This is a genomic window from Paraburkholderia sejongensis (genome assembly GCF_020880815.1).
Lineage (GTDB): Bacteria > Pseudomonadota > Gammaproteobacteria > Burkholderiales > Burkholderiaceae > Paraburkholderia > Paraburkholderia sejongensis.
On record NZ_JAJITD010000009.1, the window covers coordinates 36,365 to 55,552 of the forward strand.

Below are 19,188 nucleotides of genomic sequence, written 5' to 3' on the forward strand. Positions count from 1 at the left end.
AAAGTTATCAATGCGCGCGGCTGAGCAGTTCAAAGCTGGCGTCGTCGCTGGCGGTCGAACGCCTGTCGCGTCCCCAGCCGACTGCGCGGCGATAGCTGCCCATCAATGCGGCGTCGACGGCGAGGTCCAGGTTTTGTGCGGTCTCAGGCGCGACGAACAGTGCATCTTCCGGGCAATAGAGTTCGCACATGAAGCAGGTTTGACAGTCTTGCTGCCGCGCGATCTCTGGCACGCCTTCGGGCACGGCATCGAACACATTGGTCGGGCAGGCGCGCACGCAGATGTTGCAGCCGGTGCAGCGCGACGTATCGACGATCTCGATCATGCCGCCACTCCTTCGACCTGTGCCACGTCTCCTTTCACCTTGACACGTTCGACCCACACTTCATCAAGGCCGCCGCTCAACAGCCGGTGACGTTGACCAGGATCGGTCGCAGCATATTCATGCCGCCGATGCATGCCGCGCGTTTCATTGCGCTGTAATGCGCTGCGGTACATCCAGCGCGATGTGGCGAGCATCGCAGCCGCTTCGCGTGCGCGCACGCCCTGCCGTATATCGCGCGGTGCGCCCGCGTGACGCAAACGCAGCCAGAGCGCGTCGAGACGGCTCAGCGAATCGTCGAGCAGATCACTGCTTCGGGTCCAGTTGCGTTGGGTCGGAAATACTTCCTGCTGTACTGCCCGGATCACAGCCTCGCTATCGAAGGATGCTACGCCCCCGCCATTGCGCAACGCGACACGGCCAGCGTGAAGCAGCGTGCGTGTGCTTCGCGTGCGTCGTGACGAACGCGCATGATCGGCGGCACCCGCGCCTGCCCAGAACCCCGACGACATTGCCCACGCCGCATTGTGGCTGCCGCCGCCCGTGAAGCCGCCGCAGATCAGTTCGCGGGTGGCTGCATCGCCTGCTGCGTACAGGCCTTCCACTGACGTCGCGCACGTCTCGTCGACCAGATGCAGACCGCCGGTACCGCGCACCGTCCCTTCCAGCCTCAACGTGATGGGAAAGTGCTGCGTGAAGGGATCGATGCCGCGCCGGTCGAAGGGCAGAAAGAAGTTCGGCTGCGCGCTGCGCATCCATGTGCGAATCGCTTCGTCGGCGCGATCGAGGCATGCATAGACGGGCTGCGTCTCCAGCGTCTTCGCGATCACACCACGGCCGCGCGACGAGCCCGTCCCTTCGATCACCGAGCCTTCACGGTCATAGAATGTGGCCCAGTTGTAAAACAACGATTTCGTGACCGAAGCGAACGCGGGACCCAGTCCGTAGGCATTCGAAAATTCCATCCCTGAAAGTGACGCCCCCGCTTCCGCAGCCATCAACTGGCCGTCGCCCGTCAGCACGTTACAACCGAGCGCATTGCTCAGGAACGCACAGCCGCCTGTCGCGATGACCACGCTGCCCGCCTTCACGATCCATGTCTCATCCGATTGACGGTCCACGCCCGCCGCGCCCGCGACGACGCCATGCTCGTCGACGAGCAGTTCGAGCGCCGGACTGTGATCGAGAATGCGCACGCCCGCCTGCTTGACGTGCTTGCGCATCAGCCGCATGTACTCCGGCCCTTGCAGCGAATTGCGCCGCTCGATGCCGGTTTCATCGATGGGAAACGGATAGCCCCATTGCGCGAGTTGCTCGCTGTTGATCCACGTCTGTTCGAGTACGCGGTCCATCCACGCGTGCTCGGCCAGTTCGCCGCCGAGCGCATAGCGGCTCGCCTTGGCGCGCGAGCGCTCGGCTTCTTCCGGCGCGACGTGCCAGACGCCCGTCCCCGACGGCGCGGTGGCGCCCGAGGTCCCGCAAAAGCCCTTGTCCGCGAGAATGACCTTCGCGCCCTTCGCTGCCGCGCTAATGGCCGCCCATGTCCCGGCCGGTCCGCCGCCTATCACCAGCACGTCTGCGTCATGCCATGTCTGCGCGTCGGCTGCCGCCACGCGCTCGAGACCTCTGCTTGCCGCTGTTTCGCTCATCCGTATGTCCGTGTCCTGAAGAACATCATTAGAAAACAGCTCATCAGCCTTCGCCCTTCCACGCCGTCAGACGCCGCTCGGCTACTACAACGGCCTGATTGAACGCCAGCCCCAGCAATACCAGCGTGACGATGCGCATCTTCCAGTGCCGTAGCGTTTCCCTCGCCGAATGACAAAAAAAGGAACAGGCCGGGCTATACAGAAATTCCGATGCTTGGCACAACGAGGAATGACGAAGTGCCTGCTTAGCCTCCGTTCGCCGCGCGCAGGGTGTTGCCGCCGGACCATGCTTGCAGCGCCGGTAATTCCAGATTCGAGCGAAAGTCCTCGCCCACATAGTCGGCATCGATCAGTTTGCGGCGGCGCAACTCCGGCAGCAGTCCGTCGAGCAACAGGTCCTCCTGGTCTGGCTGGCCCAGGCCGTGCAGCGAGAGTACGTCGACGAGGCCGGCCCGGTAGCGCTCCTCGATCGCGTCAGCGAGCTGTTCGGGCGTCCCGGAGACGAACCAGTGCCCGGTCTCCTGCGCGCGGATGATCAGCTCACGCAAGCTGAGCCGCTGCCGCGCATAAGCCAGGAAGATCGCCACGCGCCCGCGCCGCCGGTGGACGCTGTCGACCGTTGGCAGCAGCGATTCCGGCAGCGGCTGGTCGAGCGGCAGATCGCCCAGGTCGATGCCCCCGCCCAGCATGTCGGCGAGCTTGAGCCGTCCCTGCTCATAGTCGATGCGCTCGTGCTTCTCGCGCAGCCGTCGTGCGACATCCGCATCAGATTCGCCGATCAACGAATGAAATGAGTTCATCACGAACGGCAGCCGGTTCGCGCGCCCGAAGCCGATCGCCTGGCGGCGCAGTTCGGTGACGAACGCGCGGGCATCGTCAAGCGTCGGCTGCGACGTGTACACCACTTCGGCGTACCGCGCACCAAGGGTGACGCCGTTCGCCGACTGACCTGCCTGGAACTGGACTGGAATACGCTGCGGCGGTGGCGCAACGTTAAGCGGTCCTTCCACCTGAAAGTGGCTGCCGCGATAGTGGATCGCGCCCAGCCTGGCCGGGTCGACAGCGACGCCGCCGCTTGCCGAACGCCGCGTCGCCGCAGGATGGTTCGCATCGAACAGCGCCTGTACCACCTCGACGAATTCGGTGGCGCGCGCATAGCGTCGCTCGGGGGCGGGGAGCGCGCCGTCGCCGAAATTTTCTTCGCCCACCGATGACGTTACGGCATTCCACGCCGCGCGGCCACCGCTCACGTGATCGAGCGTGCCGATCAGCCGCGCGATGTTGTAGGGATGGTGGTAGGTCGTCGAGACCGTCGCGACGAGGCCGATCCGCTCCGTGGCCTGGCTCAACGCCGCGAGCGCGACGATCGGTTCCTGGCTGCCGGTGATGCCGGAAAGACCGGCTGCATCCGCGTGCAACAGGTCGGCCGTAAAGAGGCCCGTGACCTTGTGCGCTTCCGCCTTGCGTGCAAGCGCAGCCGCACGGCGTATGCCGTATGCCGCGTCGGTGTCGCCGCTCGCATACAGCACGCTCGCCGCGCCTACCAACGTCTTCAGCCGTCTACGCACCCCGCTCATGATGTCGTCCTGTCGATTCAACCGATTGATGTTTTGCGCCAGCGTGACGACACCGATGTCGGTCACACGGCAATCGGACATAGTGTGCAATCACCTCATGCCGACCGAACCAATATTTTCGGCTTTCCATATTCCGCTTTATTGTTTGACCGTTCGTACCCCGTTAGCCGTTACGCGCTGGCGGATCAGGCAGTGTGATGCGCTACGCGGTCTGGATGCCTGTAGAGATAATGGGTTGAACGGGGTAACGGTTTGCGCCACGCCCAAGTGCATCACGAATCCGTTCGCGCCGCTTCGTATTTGCAATCTGCATATTTCCATAGAAGAACAATGCGTTTGCCTTATAGGCATGCGCTCCGTATCGTGTCTGCTCTTCGTACGCATTATCCAGGGAACATTTCATGCGCCGCGCTTATGTCCGCGCTTATGTCCGCGCTTATGTCCGCGCTTATGTCCGCGCTTATGTCCGCGCTTATGTCCGCGCTTATGTCCGCGCTTATGTCGGTTTCCCAATGCCCCCGGCACCGATGACCAGGGAAACCCCATGGCTGACGTAACCACTTCTTCGACCCGCCATATTGCGTCGTCGCGCGCGGGTTCGCGGCTTTCGACGGAGCGCTTTTACTACTGGGTCTCGTGGGCCGTGCCCGTGCTCATTGTCGTGCTTTGGGAAATCGCCGCGCGCGCGCAATGGATCACGCCACAGGTGCTTCCCGCGCCAAGCAGCGTCGCCGTTACGGCGTGGAATCTTGCCCGCAACGGCGACCTGTTCGTTCACCTCGGCGTCTCGCTGCTGCGCGCTATCGCGGGTTTTGTGACCGGCGGCGCAATCGGGCTCGCGCTTGGCGTACTGGTCGGCTTTTCCCCGCTCGCCCAGGCGCTCATCGACCGGCCGATCCAGATGGTGCGCGCGATCCCCTTTCTCGCGATGCTGCCGCTCGTCATCGTGTGGTTCGGCGTGGGTGAAGTCGCGAAGTTTTTCCTCGTCGCGCTCGCAGTGCTCTTTCCCATCTACATCAACACGATGCTCGGCATTCGGCAGATCGATCCGAAGCTGAAGGAACTCGCCAAGGTGATCGGGATGAAATGGCCGGCAGTCGTGCGCCGGATCATTCTGCCCGGCGCGATGCCCGCAATCCTCACAGGCGTGCGTTATGCGCTTGCGCACGCGTGGCTCGCACTCGTGATCGCCGAAACGCTCGCGACGACCAAAGGCATCGGTTTTCTCGCCATGGATGCCCGCGAATTCCTGCAGACCAACGTCATCCTGCTGACCATGATTATTTACGCGATCATCGGCGTTGCCGCCGACTCGCTTGTGCGTTCGCTCGAAGCACGCTTCCTGTCGTGGCACGCCAACTACGCGAAGGGAGAGAAGCAATGAGCGCCACCGCCACGTTGCCGCGCCACGCGAACACCGTCAGTCGCCGCGAAAGCGAAGCCGAAACCGTCACCTCGCCGTTGGCCGTGTCGGTGCGCGGGCTCCAACGCCGTTATGGCGCGCGCGTCGTGATCGATGCACTCGACCTCGATATCCGTAAGGGCGAATTCGTCGCGCTGCTCGGCGAAAGCGGCTGCGGCAAGACCACGCTGCTGCGCGCACTCGCTGGCCTCGACACGCCGGATGCCGGGCAGATTCGCGCACCCGAGCGCCCTTCCGTGGTGTTTCAGGAGCATCGTCTGCTGCCTTGGGCCACGTTGTGGGAGAACGTCGCGCTCGGCCACGAGTCGAGCATCGGCCGCGCCGGCGCGTTGCGCGCGCTGGCGGAAGTCGGCCTCGCGGGTCGCGAGCAGGACTGGCCGCGCAACCTTTCCGGCGGCCAGGCGCAGCGTGTCGCCCTGGCGCGCGCGCTCGCGCGCGACCCCGCGCTGCTGTTGCTCGACGAACCGTTCGCTGCGCTCGACGCGCTCACGCGCATCAAGATGCACGGACTCGTCAAGGAACTGGTCGCACGCCACGCACCGGGCGTACTCCTCGTGACGCATGACGTCGACGAGGCGCTCGCGCTCGCCGACCGGATTCTCGTCATGCGCGCGGGGCGCATCGCCGCATCGTTTCAACCCAAAGACCACGCGCCGCAGACATTGCGGCTCACGCTACTCGAGGAACTCGGCGTTCAGTCTCACTGAGCCGCCGCCTCCGCACGAAACCAAGGATCACGAATGATCGACGCCTCACTGACTCGGCGCCAGCTTCTGCGGGCGGCGGGCGGCCTGCTGGCCGGCGCCGCTGCCGCGCATCTCCTTCCCGCGCGCGCAGCGCAGCCAGGCAAGCTCACGCGCAACACCGACACCGTGCGCATTGGCTGGGGCTACGGCGCGCTGCCCGACATCGCCAAACAACGTGGTGTATTCGAGAAAACGCTCGCGGCGAAGAACATCAAGGTCGAATGGATCGGGCCGTTTCCGAACCATGCTCCGTCGATCCAGGCGGTGGTCGGCGGCAGCGCCGATTTCGGCTTCTGGGGATCGACGACACCCGCGCTCGCCGCCATGCTCGCGGGTTCGCCCATCGTCTTCACCGGCTTCGACGTGTATTCGCCGCGCTCCACCGCCATCATCGTGAAGAAGACGAGCGGCATCAATTCGGTGGCCGACCTCGCCGGCCGCAGGGTCGCGGTGAACCGCTCGGGGCTGGGCGAATTCCTGCTCATCGCCGCGCTGGAAAAGCACCGCGTCGACCGCAGCAAGGTCGAGTTCGTCTATCTGAATCCGCCCGATGCCGCACCGGCGTTTGCGCAAGGAAAAGTCGACGCGTGGTCGATGTGGTCGCCCGCCGTCGATATCTCGCGCCATGCGAACGACGCCAGGGACATTTTCAACGAGGGGCGCGATCTCGACTTCCTCATCGACTATAGCTCGCTCGTGACGCGCCGCAAGTTCACCGAGGAAAACTCGGAGCTGGTGCGCGCCGTGCTCGATGCGTATTACGTGGAAGGCGCCTGGCAGTCGCAGCACCCTGCCGAATCGGAAGCGCTCGTGCAAAGAGAGGCGAAGTATCCGGATCAGGTGCGCGACTATCTGGCAAGCCTGAAGCGCGTGAACCAGTTCCACGAGCCGGACGATGCGGCCTTCATGGCGCAACTGCAACGCGCGGCGGACTGGCTCGCGCAACGCAAGATCATCAGCGCGCCCATCAAGGTCGCCGATTACAGCGTCAAGGTATGACGCGCGATGAACAGGAAAGCGTATGTCTGAAACCCACACTCCACCGTCCGGCGGCATTGCGCTCGTCTCGCCGTTGTCGGCGTCGCTCGGGTTCTCCGAAACCCTGGCCGAAATCGCAGCGACAGCGTCGCTGCGCGAGCGCGAGCAGCGCTTGCCGCACGAAGAGATCGCCGCACTGAAGGCACAGGGCTTCGGCGCATTGCGCCTGTCCACCGATGACGGCGGCCACGGCGTGTCGTTGAGCGAGCTTTTCGCCGTGGCGCGCGACGTCGCCGCGGCCGATTCGAATATCGCCCATGCCTTTCGCAATCACTTCTGGCAAGTGGAGGCCGCCCTCGAACGGCGCGAGCATCCTTTCCACGCACACGTGCTCGACCTCGTGCGCCAACGCAAGACGATCGGCCTGAGCTTCGTAGAAAGCGATGCAACGGCGGCGGGCGCGAGGCCGAGCCGCGTGCTGAGCCGGCTGGAATGGGACGAGCGCAAGCAGGTCTACGTGGGCTCGGGCGACAAGGTCTACGCGACAGGCAATCTCTACAACGATGCATTTGTCGGGCAAGCCGTCGAGAGCCGTGCGAACAGCACCGTGCAATACGTGCTCGAACGTGGCGACGGCGTCGGCACCGAAGACGACTGGCAAGGTTTCGGCCAGCGCCTGACGGGCTCCGGCACCGCGAGATTTCGCGACGTAGCCGTAAAGGCCGAGCATGTCTATCCGCCAGACCCGCCGAAAGCGCCCGAAGCCGCGCCGTGGAGCTTCACCTTCCATCAGGTCTACCTCACCAACTGCATTGCCGGCATCGTGCGGCGCGTGGTTCTGGATGCGGTGGAAGTGCTGCGCACGCGGCAGCGCAACTTCTACCATGGCGACGCGGCACGGCCCGCTGACGAACCGGCGCTACAGGCGTTGCTGGGACGCATTCGCGCCTACGCCGCGAGCATCGAGGCTAGCGCCGAGCGCGCCGTGCAGGCGTTGCAACGCGCTTCAGAGAGCCGAGGCACGCGCGACGAGTATGCAAACACCCTCGCCGCGACGCTCGCCGCCTCGGAAGCCAAAGTCGTGATCGACGATCTCGCGCCGCAAGTCGCGAGCTGGCTCATCGATCTGGGCTCGGGCTCGGTGGTGTCGAACGCGGCCGCGCTCGACCGCCATTGGCGCAACATCAAGGTGATCGCCTCGCACAACCCGCGCCTTTACAAGGAGCGCCTGCTCGGTCAGAACCTGCTGACCGGGCAGCTGCCGCCAACGGGTGCGTTCTTCTGATGCAGGCCGCGTGCCCGTTGTTTCATGCCGCCAGTTCGCGGCGCACGCGCGGCACGATCTCCTGCGCAAAGCGGCGCATGTCTTCCTCGAAGGGCTGGAACTGCAGCATGAAGAGTTCGATCCCCGCACGGTGGAATTGGGCGATGCGCCGCGCAACCGTGTCGTAGTCGCCCACGAGTCCCGCTGCCGTGCCCCCATTGGAGCCGACGCGCGCCGAGCGTGCGAACGTCTTGAACATCTCGACGTTCGGATCGATGTTGGCCTTCTGGCGCTCGCGCAGCGGCTTGTCGCGCTCCGCCAGCGTGAACAGATAATCGAGGTGCGCCTCAGCCTGCGCCTGAGTCTCGCGCGCAATCACGAAAGCGGAAAGTCCGAAGCGCAAGGCATCGTGTCCGTCGGGCCGGGCACGTGCCGACACGTCGGCGATCAGGCCCGCGACGTCGTCGAGCGGCTGGCCGTTGATGAACCAGACGTCGCCGTGCGCGGCCACCAGCTCGCGCGCCGGCTCCGATTCGCCGCCCACATAAATGCGCGGACGCGCGCGGAACGGATCGGCGGGCAGCAGCCGGTAATCGTCGATCTGGAAGCGCTCGCCGTGATGGTTCACGTTCTGACCGCGCAGCAGCGCATCGACCACCGTGATCCATTCGCGGCCATAGGCGTAGCGGTCGTCGTGTTCCGGAAATGCAATGCCCGCGCGTTCCAGTTCCGGCCGGTTCCATGCGTTCACGAGGTTGATCGCAAAGCGTCCACCGCTGATGTGCTCGATCTGCTGCGCCATCTTCGCGAGCACGACCGGATGGTAGAGAAACGGCTTGATGGCGGCGATGATCTCGATACGTGACGTAAGCGCCGCCAAAGCGGCCGAGGCCGTCCACGCTTCCAGCTGATCGAGCGCGGGGTCGTGCGGATTGACCGTATGCTGCGCGACGAGCACGGAATCGAAACCGAGGCGTTCGGCTTCGAGCACGAGCGCCTTGTTGCGGGCCCACGATGCGTCGTAGGGCTCAGCGGGGTCCTGCAGCGCCGCGCGGCTTCCATGCACGAGCGCCCAGATGCCAAAGCGTGGGAAAGAACGGGACATTGCATGAAGAGGTAAAAAGAAGGGACGCCCATGCTAACGCCACACGCGCCGCGTTAAATCCAATATCTCCTGCTATCGAACCCGCGAAAACGCATATAGCCTACGCAGCCCCTAGCGGAAATCCACCGGCTCCGCGCGGGCCTCGCGGTACACACTGTCCGCATAGAACGACGGTTCGAAATCGGCGGGCACCGGGCCACTCATGCGCGCCTCGTGCGCGTCCAGATCCTCGATGAACAAGTCCTCGCTGATGCGCCGGATCACCGCGGGAATGTCACGCTTCATGCTGGGCACGTCGCCGACCGGCAGCCCGCGGCTAACGAACGCGGCCGGATTGTAGACGTGAACGTTGCGCAAAAACGGCGCCGAGCCAGGCGTCTTCTCGAGGTACTCGAGCGCCGCGCCCAGGTACGGATGCGCGCCCAGCGCATCGTCCTGCTCGTGCGCGGCGGGCGTGTAGTGATCTCGCCAGAGCCGCACGTGCGCGGCGAGATCGGCAAGCTCGGGCCGTGCGTGAAGATCGACGCCATAGCCCGTCCCCGCAATCACGAAATCGAATGCAAACGTCGCGTCGTTCACACGCGCCTGCACGCGCGCGCCTTCGACCTGCGCGCGTTGCCACGCTGCGTCCAGATGCAGATGAAAATTCGGGAAGCGCGTCACACGCGACACCGCGTCGGCGGGCGGCGTCGAGCCTGCGCGGCGAAAGCGTAGCGCCTGACGCCAGCGCAGCGCGTCGGGCAGCGCGGGATAGTTGTCGTACGCCCCCGGGTACGCGCGGGCGCGCGTGACCGGCAGGCTCGGCAGCAACGCGCGCCGTACGAACAGATGCACCTCGGCGGCGCCCGCTTCGAGCGCCGTAGCCGCCGCGTCGAAAGCCGAGGCAGCGCCGCCCACGACCGCGACTGTGCGTCCGCGCAAAGCGGCGAAGTCGATGGCGTCGGACGTATGCGCGAAGTGCGTGCGCGGCAGTGACGCCAGCGGCGCGATGAGATTCGGCTTGCCGTTGCCCGCCACCCCGTTCGCGAGAACGACCTTGCGCGCTGTTTCCACGCGTTGCTCGACGGCTTCGCCATCGCGAACGAGCAGATGCAGCCTGAAGTGCGTGCCGACAGGCTCAATGCGCGTGAGCGTCGTGCCGTATCGAACCGCAATGCCCAGGAACTGGCGATACCACGCGAGATAGTCGGCCCACTCCTCGCGGCCGATGCGATCGAACGCGGCGTAGGCGGCCTCGCCGTGGCGCGCTTCGTACCACGCCTGGAAGCCCAGCGCGGGCAAGCCTGCTTCCGGCCCCGCCAGCGTTTTGGGCGTGCGCAGCCGCTGCATGCGCGCGCGCGTGGTCCAGACGCCCGCGAGCGGCGCGGCGGCGGCGCCGTCTATTACGCTGACCTTCCCGATACCCGCGCGCCGCAAGCCGAACGCGAACGCGGTGCCGCTCTGGCCACCGCCCACGACGACGACATTGTGATCGATGCCTGCGCGACTGACGACCCAGTCGTCCGGATCGGGACCGATGAGACGCAGCGTTTCGTGTGCGTGGCGGTCGTGCAGCGTGGGTTCACTCATGAGGACGTCCTGCGAAGGGCGCGCACAGAAGAGGCGCGCAAGCTTCGAGTATTGGCCAGGTCCTGCATCCCGCCAAACAATGAATCGGACTTTCCTTTTTCGCCGGGCAGCATCACTTCATGTGCAAATGGAATGTTTATCAGGATTCAATATTTACGGCTCGCATGGACGGGTGCTCGCCACTTCAGATGAAATCGCGGTCGATTCCCCCGTGGTCGCGGACTTTTTTGTATGTCGACACCTATCACCCCCATTGGCAGTAGTGCCTTCACACATATCGTCAAATTCCGATATATGATTCGTCCCGTAGCGATGCAAGCGCGCGCATGCCCCGGCGTGCCGCGCGCCGGTTGTCGAATCACCTTGAAACCATCCACATGACGCCCGATTTCGACGCGATCCACAAAGCGCTGGCCAACCCGGTACGCCGCGAGATTCTCGGCTGGCTGCGCGAGCCGCAGCGGCATTTCGCCGACCAGGAACTCCCGCTCGACCACGGCGTATGCGCGGGCAAGATCGACGCGCGCTGTGGCCTGTCGCAGTCCACCGTGTCCGCGCACCTCGCCGCGCTACAGCGCGCGGGGCTGGTCACGTCGAAACGGGTCGGCCAATGGGTGTTTTTCAAGCGCAACGAGCCCGTGATTCAGGCGTTCCTCGAATACATGAACACGCAGCTCTGAGCGCCGCATTCGCATCGCCGCGCTTCCTTTTTCACGCAGTCTTTTTGAGGCCCCGGGCCCGGCCCGCCGCCAAAGGTGAACTCTCATGCCGACTCTTTTCGATCCGCTGCAAATTGGCGATCTCACACTGCCGAACCGCATCATCATGGCGCCGCTCACGCGTCAGCGCGCTGAAGAAATCCGCGTGCCGAACGCACTGATGGCAAGCTACTACGCCGAACGCGCAAGCGCCGGCCTGATCCTCAGCGAAGCAACCTCGGTCACGCCGCAGGGCGTCGGCTACGCGGAAACGCCGGGCATCTGGTCGCAGGAGCAGGTCGAAGGCTGGAAGCTCGTCACGAAAGCCGTGCACGACGCGGGCGGCCTGATCTTCCTGCAACTGTGGCACGTCGGCCGCATTTCCGATCCGGTGTTCCTGAACGGCGATCTGCCGGTCGCGCCGAGCGCGATCGCGGCCGGCGGTCACGTGAGCCTCGTGCGTCCGGAGCGTCCATTCGTGACGCCGCGCGCGCTCGAACTCGATGAAATCGCCGGCGTCGTCGAAGCGTTCCGCAAGGGCGCGGAAAACGCGAAGGCCGCAGGCTTCGACGGTGTCGAAATTCACGGCGCGAACGGCTATCTGCTCGACCAGTTCCTGCAGGACAGCACCAACAAGCGCACCGATGCATACGGCGGCCCGATCGAAAACCGCGCGCGCCTGCTGCTCGAAATCACCGACGCGTGCATCGGCGTGTGGGGCGCCAACCGCGTCGGCGTGCACCTCGCGCCGCGCCGCGACGCGCACACGATGGGCGATTCGAATCCGGCCGAAACGTTCGGCTATGTCGCTCGCGAACTCGGCAAGCGCAAGATCGCGTTCATCGCGGCGCGTGAAGCGCTCGGCGACGACCGCCTCGGCCCGCAGCTGAAAAAAGCATTCGGCGGCCCGTACATCGCGAACGAGAAGTTCACCAAGGAAAGCGCGCAACAGGTGCTCGACGCCGGTGAAGCGGATGCGGTCGCGTGGGGTCAGCTGTATATCGCGAATCCGGATCTGGTGCGCCGCTTCGCTGAAGATGCGCCGTTGAACAAGCCGAATCCGGCGACGTTCTACGCGCGCGGCGAAGTCGGCTACACCGATTATCCGGCGCTGGAAGCGGTGTAATCGGCGCAGCCGGGGCCTGAAACTGCCTGACCTGACGGGCGTGACCGCAGTTCGCTGCGCTCACGCCCGCAGTGCTTTTTGCCGCCCGCGCGCGGTTTGCCCTCGCAATCAGGCCAGCTCACGCAGCATGAAGACCCGCTTCGATTCGTCGAGCCCGCGCGCGATATGCGCGTCGCGCCGCGCGAGCAGTGCCGCGTCGAGTTCGTCGACCGCCAGCTCGCGAAAGCCGAGCCGCCGGTAATACGGCGCATTCCACGGCACCTCGCGATACGTCGACAACACGAGCTGCATCAGTTGCCGCGAGCGCGCGAGCCTTGCGACCTCGTCGAGCAACGCGGCGCCGATGCGCCGGCCCGCGTGCGAAGTGAGCACGTCGAGTTCCTGCACATAGATGCGGGTGGGCTGCGGCTCGAACATCACGAAGCCGGCGCAACGCCCATCTTCATCGAGCGCGACGATGATCTCGCGCGCGTCGATCTTGCGTTCGACGAGTTCCAGCGCCATCGGCGGCGCATCGGCAATGCCGGCCATACCGACGCCGACAAAGCGCAAGCCCGCTTCGAATTCGATCGCGCGAATGGTGTGCGCATCGGGCGGCACGGCGAAACGAAAGCTCACGGCAGGTTCGGCAGACATCGGGCAGTCCTGAAGAGATCGCCCGATCTTGACATCCCTCACCCCGGTTCGACAAGCATCCGCGTGCGCGCCGGAAACGTCGCGTCCGCGCGAACTCACTGAATACCGCCGCGCGGGGCTACACTCGTGAAACTCTCAACCCGCCCCGAACGCATCCCCCGATGAATCTGATGAACCTTCTGCAGATCGCGCTGCACCTCGACCAGCATCTGAGCGCGCTGATCCTGCAATTGGGCACCGGCATCTACCTGCTGCTGTTCGTCGTCGTGTTCGTCGAATACGCGTTTCTGCCGCTGTTCTTCCTGCCCGGCGATCCGCTGATTTTCATCTGCGGCGCGCTCGCCGCGACCGGTGCGTTGAACATCTGGATCGTCGCTCCGTCGCTGTTCGTCGCGACGATCGGCGGCAGCATCGTGGGCTATGCGCTCGGCCACGTGGTCGGCGACAAGGTCTACACACGCAACTACTACTGGCTGAACCGCGACGCGCTGCGCCGCGCGCACGACTTCAGCGAGGCGCGCGGACGCCTGACCTTTCTGCTGTCGCCTTTCATCGCGGTCGTGCGCACGTTCGCGCCGTTCGCCGCCGGCGTTTCGCGGATGACCTTCTCGCGCTTCGTGTCGTACGTCAGCGCGGGCGCGGCGCTGTGGGTCGTGTCGCTGATGGCGGCCGGCTATCTGTTCGGCAACGCGCCGGTGCTGCGCGACCACCTGAGTTCGCTGGTGGTGCTGGGCTTCGTGCTCGGCGGCATCCTGCTCGGCGGCGGCGCCGCATGGCGGCTGTTGCAGCGCCGCCGCATGCGCGCGCGCTGAAGCCGCCGCAACGCCGCCCGGCCGGCCGACCGGCCGACCGCTCGCAAACTTGACTTCGGCGAGATGCGAAGGTAACCTTCGCATCACCTCGCAGCCTGAGTTTGCGCACAACCTCCGCATGAGCAAGCCCCCTCCCCCAGTCACGCCCGAAGCGCTGCACACGCTCGCCGAAGATCTGCGCGTGCTGGCGGGCAAGCTGCGCCGGCGTCTGCGCGAAGAATCGCATGTCGGCGACTTCACGCCGTCGCAGGTGCAGGTGCTCAATCTGCTGGAACGCGAAGGGCCGGCCACGGTCACCGCGCTCGCGCGCAGCCTCGGAATGCGCCCGCAATCGATGGGCGAAACGCTCGCGGTGCTCAAAGCGGCCGGTCTCGTGACCGGCGCGCCCGATCCGAACGACGGGCGGCAAACCGTTCTCTCGCTGACTCCCACTTTTCGCAAGAAGGTCAAGGCCAGCCGCGCGGCGCGCGAAGACTGGCTGTATCGCTCCATCCAGACGCGCTTTACCTCGACCGAACAGCACCAACTCGCGACGGGCGTCGATTTACTGAAACGTCTCGTCGATTTGTAACTCGCGATGCGCATCACGCGTGTCGCCACTCGCAGGAGTAACAACATGGCACTCACCACTCTCGACGCAAAGACCGCTCTGGTCGTCATCGATCTGCAACGGGGCATCGTCGGATTGCCGACCGCCCCGCATCCGAGCAACGAAATCGTCGAACGTTCGGCCGTGCTGCTCGATGCGTTCCGCCGTCACGGCCTGCCGGTCGTGCTGGTGAACGTCGCCGCCGGCGCGCCGGGCCGCACCGATCAGGGCGCGCACACCGGCGAGTTCCCGGCCGAGTTCGTGCAGTTGGTGCCGGAACTGAAGCAGCAGCCGTCGGACCATCTGGTCACCAAGCGCACGTGGGGCGCGTTCACCAACACCGACCTCGCCGCATGGCTGCACCAGCAAGGCGTCACGCAAGTGGTGCTGGTCGGCATCGCGACCAGCATCGGCGTCGAGTCGACCGCGCGCTTCGCGAGCGAGCACGGCTTCAACGTTACGCTGGTGACCGACGCGATGACCGACCTGAACGCCGACGCGCACGTGAACAGCATCACGCGCATCTTCCCGCGCCTGGGCGAAACCGGCACCGTGCAGCAAGTGCTCGACCTGCTCGAAAAAACCCGCGCCTGACGAGCGCGTACCGAGGCGGGCGCCCTGCCCGCCTGTGGCCCACCCCGCGCTGAGGAAAATCCCGCTGTGAGTTCCACGTTCCGTTCGCTACGCACTTTCAATTACCGGGTCTGGGCGAGCGGCGCGATCGTCTCGAACATCGGCACGTGGATGCAGCGCACCGCGCAGGACTGGCTGGTGCTGACCGGCCTCACGCATCACAACGCGACCGCGGTGGGCATCGTCATGTCGCTGCAATTCGGGCCGCAGATGCTGTTGCTGCCGCTCACCGGCTACGCGGCCGATCACTTCGACCGCCGCAAGCTGCTGTTCGCGACCCAGGCGGCAATGGGCACGCTGGCGCTCGCGTTAGGTCTGCTCACGATCAGCGGACTCGTGCAGCTATGGCACGTCTACGTGTTTGCCGGCCTGCTCGGCTGCGTGACCGCGTTCGATTCGCCGGCGCGCCAGACCTTCGTATCCGACCTCGTCGGCGAACGCGATCTGGCCAACGCGGTCGCGCTCAACTCCACGTCGTTCAACGCCGCGCGCATGCTCGGGCCGGCGGTCGCCGGTCTGCTGATCGCGTCGGTCGGCAGCGGCTGGGTGTTTCTGATCAATGCGTTGTCGTTCGTCGCGGTACTCGGCGCGCTGCGCATGCTGCGTCTCGACGAGCTGCATATCAAACCGCGCGCGGTGCGCTCGCGCGGCAGCTTCGTCGAAGGCTTCAGATATGTATGGACGCGCCCCGATCTGAAAGCAGCGCTGTTGATGCTGTTCCTGATCGGCACGTTCGGCCTGAATTTCCCGATCTTCATCTCGACGATGTCGGTCACCGCGTTTCATGCGGGCGCGAGCGAGTACGGCGTGCTCAGCTCGACGATGGCGATCGGCTCGGTCACCGGCGCGCTGCTCGCGGCGCGGCGCGCGCGCCCCAACATGAGCTTGCTGCTCAGCGCCGCCGCGATGTTCGGCGTCGGCTGCGCGGCGGCCGCGGCGATGCCGAACTATCTGCTGTTCGGCCTCGTGCTGGTGGTGATCGGCGTATCGACGCAGACCTTCACGACCTCGACCAACAGCCTCGTACAACTGACTACCGAACCGGCGATGCGCGGCCGCGTGATCGCGATCCTGCTCGCGCTGTCGCTCGGCGGCACCCCGCTCGGCGCGCCGGTGGTCGGCTGGGTCGCCGACAATTTCGGCCCGCGCTGGGCGCTCGGGGTCGGCGCGGCGTCGGGCGTAGGCGCCGCGCTGGTCGGCCTCGTCTATCTGATGCGCTACCGGCAGCTGCGTTTCTACGTGGAAGGCTGGCGCCCGCGTTACAGCATCGACGACCCACGCCCGGTCAGCGCCGCGCTTGTTCCGGATTCCGTCACGACGGTGCAGCGCAGCGTGCTGGACGAAGCGGAAGAAGATACCGCGTCGAGCGTGTGAGCGAACCACGCGGCCGCGCGCGCTTCGCTCAGAACCCGCCGACCCCGCGCGTGACCAGCGCATACGGGCCGCTCGTCAACTGCTCGCGGAGAAACTCGATGCACACCTGGATGCGCGCCGACGAAGACAGCCGTTCGGCCGTCACCGCCCACACGTCGGCGGACTGCTGATAATCGGGCAGCACCCGCACCAGTTCGCCCGCGCGCAGACTTTCGGCGACGTCCCAGATCGACACCATCACGATCCCGTAACCGTCCTTCGCCCACTGCACGACGATGTCGCTCAAGTTCGACGCGACCGTGCCGGTCACCTTCACGCTCTTCTCGCCGTCCGGCCCGCTCAGCCGCCAGACGCCGAAGCGGTCGTCGCGGCCGCGAAACAGCAGGCAGTCGTGGCCGGTCAGATCCGCCAGTTCGGCCGGCGCGCCGCGCCGCTCCAGATAGGCGGGCGACGCGCACAGAATCCGCGCGCTCTCGACCATCCGGTGTTTGATCAGATGCGGCTCCAGCACTTCGCCGACCCGTACGTCGATATCGAAGTTCTCGCCGACCACGTCCGCGCGCCGGTCCAGCAGTTCGAGCCAGATTTCGAGCTGCGGATGGCGCTCACGCAGCAGCGCGAGAATCGGCGACACGTGTTTGCGGCCGAGCCGCAGGCTGGTGCTGATCCGCAGCAGCCCGCTCAGCTCGGTGCGGCGGTCCGCGAACGCGTCGGCCATCCCCTGCACGTCGTCGAGGATTTTCTGCGCCCACTGCAAAGCGGCCTCGCCGTCGCTGGTCACGCTCACGCGCCGGGTGGTGCGCTGAAACAGCTTCACACCGAGCCCCGCTTCGAGCATCGCGATGCGCTTGCTCACGTGCGACGGCGACAAGCCCATCTCGGTCGACGCGGCGACGAAACTGCCGCGCCGCGCGATATGGCAGAACAGCTGCAGATCGCGCAGGAACGATTCATTGTTGGCTGTCAGCGCATTCTGATTTTGCATCTGGACGCATTGTGTCGGCTTGTAACTCTATTACCCTAGCGGCAACGGATGGGTTCAGCAATGCTCGGGATAGCCAAACAATGGTTAACCCGTAGCGGCGCCGGCAAGTTTCACGCCGCTTCGAGCCGTCCGACTAACGAGGCAATCGGCAACCATGCCGAGGAAAATCCTGGCTTGCGCTCCTTCGTTTAAAGCGCGCCAATGAGTCAGCCATAGAAGCTGACAAAAACACATTCAATTCAGGAGGCGATATGCAAACCAATGCATCGTTGGCCGGCGGGCACAGCTCGCAGGCTCGCAAGGCAACCGCTAGCGGCTGGATCGGCTCGGCGCTCGAGTACTACGACTTCTTCATCTACGCGCAAGCCGCGGCGCTGATCTTCCCGCAACTGTTCTTCCCGTCCGGTAATCCGAAAATCGCGATCGTCGCGTCGCTCGCGACCTACGGCGTCGGCTACGTCGCGCGACCGATCGGCGCGCTGGTGCTCGGCCACTGGGGCGACACCCACGGCCGCAAGAACGTGTTGCTGGTCTGCATGTTCCTGATGGGGATTTCGACGATGGCGGTCGGCCTGCTGCCGACCTACCACCAGATCGGCTTCCTCGCACCGGTGCTGCTGGTGGTCCTGCGGCTGATCCAGGGCTTCGCGGTGGCCGGCGAAATTTCCGGCGCCAGTTCGATGATTCTCGAACACGCGCCATTCGGACGCCGCGGCTACTACGCGAGCTTCACGCTGCAAGGCGTGCAGGCCGGCCAGATTCTCGCCGCCGCGGTGTTCCTGCCGCTCGCCTATTACATGGACGACGCGTCGTTCAATTCGTGGGGCTGGCGCATTCCGTTCCTGCTGAGCGCCGTGGTGCTGATCGCCGGCTTCATCATCCGTCGCGAAGTCGAGGAAACCCCGGCGTTCGAGAAGGAAGACTCGAGCGGCGGCGTGCCGCGCTCGCCGATCGTCGAAGCGTTCAAGTACAACTGGCGCGACATGATCCGCGTCGTGCTGTGCTCGCTGATGAACGTGATCCCGGTCGTCGCGACGATTTTCGGCGCCGCGTACGCGGTCCAGCCGGCCTACGGGATCGGCTTTTCGAAGAGCCTGTATCTGTGGATTCCGGTGATCGGCAACATCGTAGCGGTGCTGGTAATCCCCTACGTCGGCAATCTGTCGGACCGGATCGGCCGGCGTCTGCCGATCGTCGTCGGCGCGCTCGGCGCCGGGCTGATGTCGTTCGGCTATCTGTACGCGATCAGCATCCACAACGTGCCGCTCGCGCTGGTGATGTCGATCCTGATGTGGGGCGTCATCTATCAGGGCTACAACGCGATTTTCCCGAGCTTCTATCCGGAACTGTTCCCGACCCGTTCGCGCGTCTCGGCGATGGCGATCGGCCAGAACATCGGCACGACGATCACCGCGCTGCTGCCGGCGCTGTTCGCATTCGTCGCGCCGCCGGGATCGAACAACGTGCCGCTGACGATCGGCGCGATCACCTTCGCGATCACGATCATCTGCGCGGTCTCCGCGTGGAGCGCGCGGGAGAACTTCCGCGTCAGGCTCAGCGATCTGGGCGAACCGGGCGCGGTGCCGATGGACAAGGACAGCTACGAGGCGATGCGCGCGGAAAGCATGGCGCAGGGCAAGAAGGCCATCGCCTGACGCGAACTCAAGCGCGCGGTTAAGCGCGCGGTTAAGCGAGAAGTTAA

At 65.2% G+C, this 19,188-nt stretch carries 18 protein-coding genes; 11 read left to right on the forward strand and 7 right to left on the reverse strand.

Annotation, left to right across the window (positions count from 1 at the left end):
- Positions 1-7: 7 nt before the first annotated feature.
- The 3 genes from LJ656_RS18540 to LJ656_RS18550 form a co-directional block, all read right to left on the reverse strand.
- The gene (locus LJ656_RS18540; protein ID WP_230510834.1) at positions 8-325 is read right to left on the reverse strand and encodes a 4Fe-4S dicluster domain-containing protein; all 318 of its coding nucleotides are present in this window, start codon (positions 323-325) and stop codon (positions 8-10) included.
- Positions 322-1,971 (reverse strand): FAD-dependent oxidoreductase, encoded by a 1,650-nt coding sequence (locus LJ656_RS18545; protein WP_230510835.1) that lies wholly within the window; start codon positions 1,969-1,971, stop codon positions 322-324. The genes LJ656_RS18540 and LJ656_RS18545 overlap by 4 nt, the downstream gene beginning before the upstream one ends.
- Before the next feature lie 245 nt (positions 1,972-2,216).
- Complete coding sequence (locus tag LJ656_RS18550; RefSeq protein WP_230510836.1) at positions 2,217-3,614, reverse strand: NtaA/DmoA family FMN-dependent monooxygenase; 1,398 nt, start codon at positions 3,612-3,614, stop codon at positions 2,217-2,219.
- Positions 3,615-4,092: 478 nt separating this feature from the next.
- Between LJ656_RS18550 and LJ656_RS18555 the strand changes: the two genes are divergently transcribed.
- The 4 genes from LJ656_RS18555 to LJ656_RS18570 are packed head-to-tail and all read left to right on the forward strand — an operon-like array spanning position 4,093 to position 7,980.
- Complete coding sequence (locus LJ656_RS18555) at positions 4,093-4,932, forward strand: ABC transporter permease subunit (protein ID WP_230510837.1); 840 nt, start codon at positions 4,093-4,095, stop codon at positions 4,930-4,932.
- On the forward strand, positions 4,929-5,678 hold the full coding sequence (locus LJ656_RS18560) for an ABC transporter ATP-binding protein (RefSeq protein WP_230510838.1): 750 nt from the start codon (positions 4,929-4,931) through the stop codon (positions 5,676-5,678). The genes LJ656_RS18555 and LJ656_RS18560 overlap by 4 nt, the downstream gene beginning before the upstream one ends.
- Before the next feature lie 33 nt (positions 5,679-5,711).
- Positions 5,712-6,716 (forward strand): NrtA/SsuA/CpmA family ABC transporter substrate-binding protein, encoded by a 1,005-nt coding sequence (locus LJ656_RS18565; RefSeq protein ID WP_230510839.1) that lies wholly within the window; start codon positions 5,712-5,714, stop codon positions 6,714-6,716.
- A 22-nt stretch (positions 6,717-6,738) separates the two neighbouring features.
- Complete coding sequence (locus tag LJ656_RS18570) at positions 6,739-7,980, forward strand: acyl-CoA dehydrogenase family protein (protein ID WP_230510840.1); 1,242 nt, start codon at positions 6,739-6,741, stop codon at positions 7,978-7,980.
- A gap of 22 nt (positions 7,981-8,002) precedes the next feature.
- On the opposite strand, the gene LJ656_RS18575 is transcribed toward LJ656_RS18570, so the two are convergent.
- The gene (locus LJ656_RS18575) at positions 8,003-9,064 is read right to left on the reverse strand and encodes an LLM class flavin-dependent oxidoreductase (protein ID WP_230510841.1); all 1,062 of its coding nucleotides are present in this window, start codon (positions 9,062-9,064) and stop codon (positions 8,003-8,005) included.
- Positions 9,065-9,175: 111 nt separating this feature from the next.
- Entirely contained in the window at positions 9,176-10,633 is a 1,458-nt protein-coding gene (locus LJ656_RS18580) for a SidA/IucD/PvdA family monooxygenase (RefSeq protein ID WP_230510842.1), read from the reverse strand.
- A gap of 377 nt (positions 10,634-11,010) precedes the next feature.
- Here LJ656_RS18580 and LJ656_RS18585 point away from each other — a divergent pair, with 377 nt between their 5' ends.
- Together LJ656_RS18585 and LJ656_RS18590 are read left to right on the forward strand one after the other, a co-directional pair.
- On the forward strand, positions 11,011-11,313 hold the full coding sequence (locus LJ656_RS18585) for an ArsR/SmtB family transcription factor (RefSeq protein WP_230511092.1): 303 nt from the start codon (positions 11,011-11,013) through the stop codon (positions 11,311-11,313).
- 85 nt (positions 11,314-11,398) lie between these two features.
- Positions 11,399-12,457: an alkene reductase gene (locus tag LJ656_RS18590; protein WP_230510843.1), complete on the forward strand. Its 1,059-nt coding sequence runs from the start codon at positions 11,399-11,401 to the stop codon at positions 12,455-12,457.
- Positions 12,458-12,565: 108 nt separating this feature from the next.
- On the opposite strand, the gene LJ656_RS18595 is transcribed toward LJ656_RS18590, so the two are convergent.
- The gene (locus LJ656_RS18595) at positions 12,566-13,093 is read right to left on the reverse strand and encodes a GNAT family N-acetyltransferase (RefSeq protein ID WP_230510844.1); all 528 of its coding nucleotides are present in this window, start codon (positions 13,091-13,093) and stop codon (positions 12,566-12,568) included.
- Between the two features lie 161 nt (positions 13,094-13,254).
- Between LJ656_RS18595 and LJ656_RS18600 the strand changes: the two genes are divergently transcribed.
- The 4 genes from LJ656_RS18600 (at position 13,255) to LJ656_RS18615 (ending at position 16,501) form a co-directional block, all read left to right on the forward strand.
- Positions 13,255-13,905: a VTT domain-containing protein gene (locus LJ656_RS18600; RefSeq protein ID WP_230510845.1), complete on the forward strand. Its 651-nt coding sequence runs from the start codon at positions 13,255-13,257 to the stop codon at positions 13,903-13,905.
- Positions 13,906-14,023: 118 nt separating this feature from the next.
- A complete protein-coding gene (locus LJ656_RS18605; RefSeq protein WP_230510846.1) occupies positions 14,024-14,476 on the forward strand; it encodes a MarR family winged helix-turn-helix transcriptional regulator in 453 nt (150 codons plus the stop codon).
- A gap of 45 nt (positions 14,477-14,521) precedes the next feature.
- Positions 14,522-15,088 carry an isochorismatase family protein gene (locus tag LJ656_RS18610; RefSeq protein WP_230510847.1) on the forward strand — a complete coding sequence of 189 codons (567 nt, stop codon included), beginning with the start codon at positions 14,522-14,524 and terminating at the stop codon, positions 15,086-15,088.
- Between the two features lie 66 nt (positions 15,089-15,154).
- On the forward strand, positions 15,155-16,501 hold the full coding sequence (locus LJ656_RS18615) for an MFS transporter (RefSeq protein ID WP_230510848.1): 1,347 nt from the start codon (positions 15,155-15,157) through the stop codon (positions 16,499-16,501).
- A 28-nt stretch (positions 16,502-16,529) separates the two neighbouring features.
- Here LJ656_RS18615 and LJ656_RS18620 read toward each other — a convergent pair whose 3' ends face one another.
- Positions 16,530-17,486, reverse strand: coding sequence for a LysR family transcriptional regulator (locus tag LJ656_RS18620; RefSeq protein ID WP_230510849.1), 957 nt, complete (start codon positions 17,484-17,486; stop codon positions 16,530-16,532).
- A gap of 251 nt (positions 17,487-17,737) precedes the next feature.
- On the opposite strand from LJ656_RS18620, the gene LJ656_RS18625 reads away from it, so the two are divergent.
- The gene (locus tag LJ656_RS18625) at positions 17,738-19,141 is read left to right on the forward strand and encodes an MFS transporter (protein ID WP_230510850.1); all 1,404 of its coding nucleotides are present in this window, start codon (positions 17,738-17,740) and stop codon (positions 19,139-19,141) included.
- Positions 19,142-19,188: the final 47 nt, after the last annotated feature.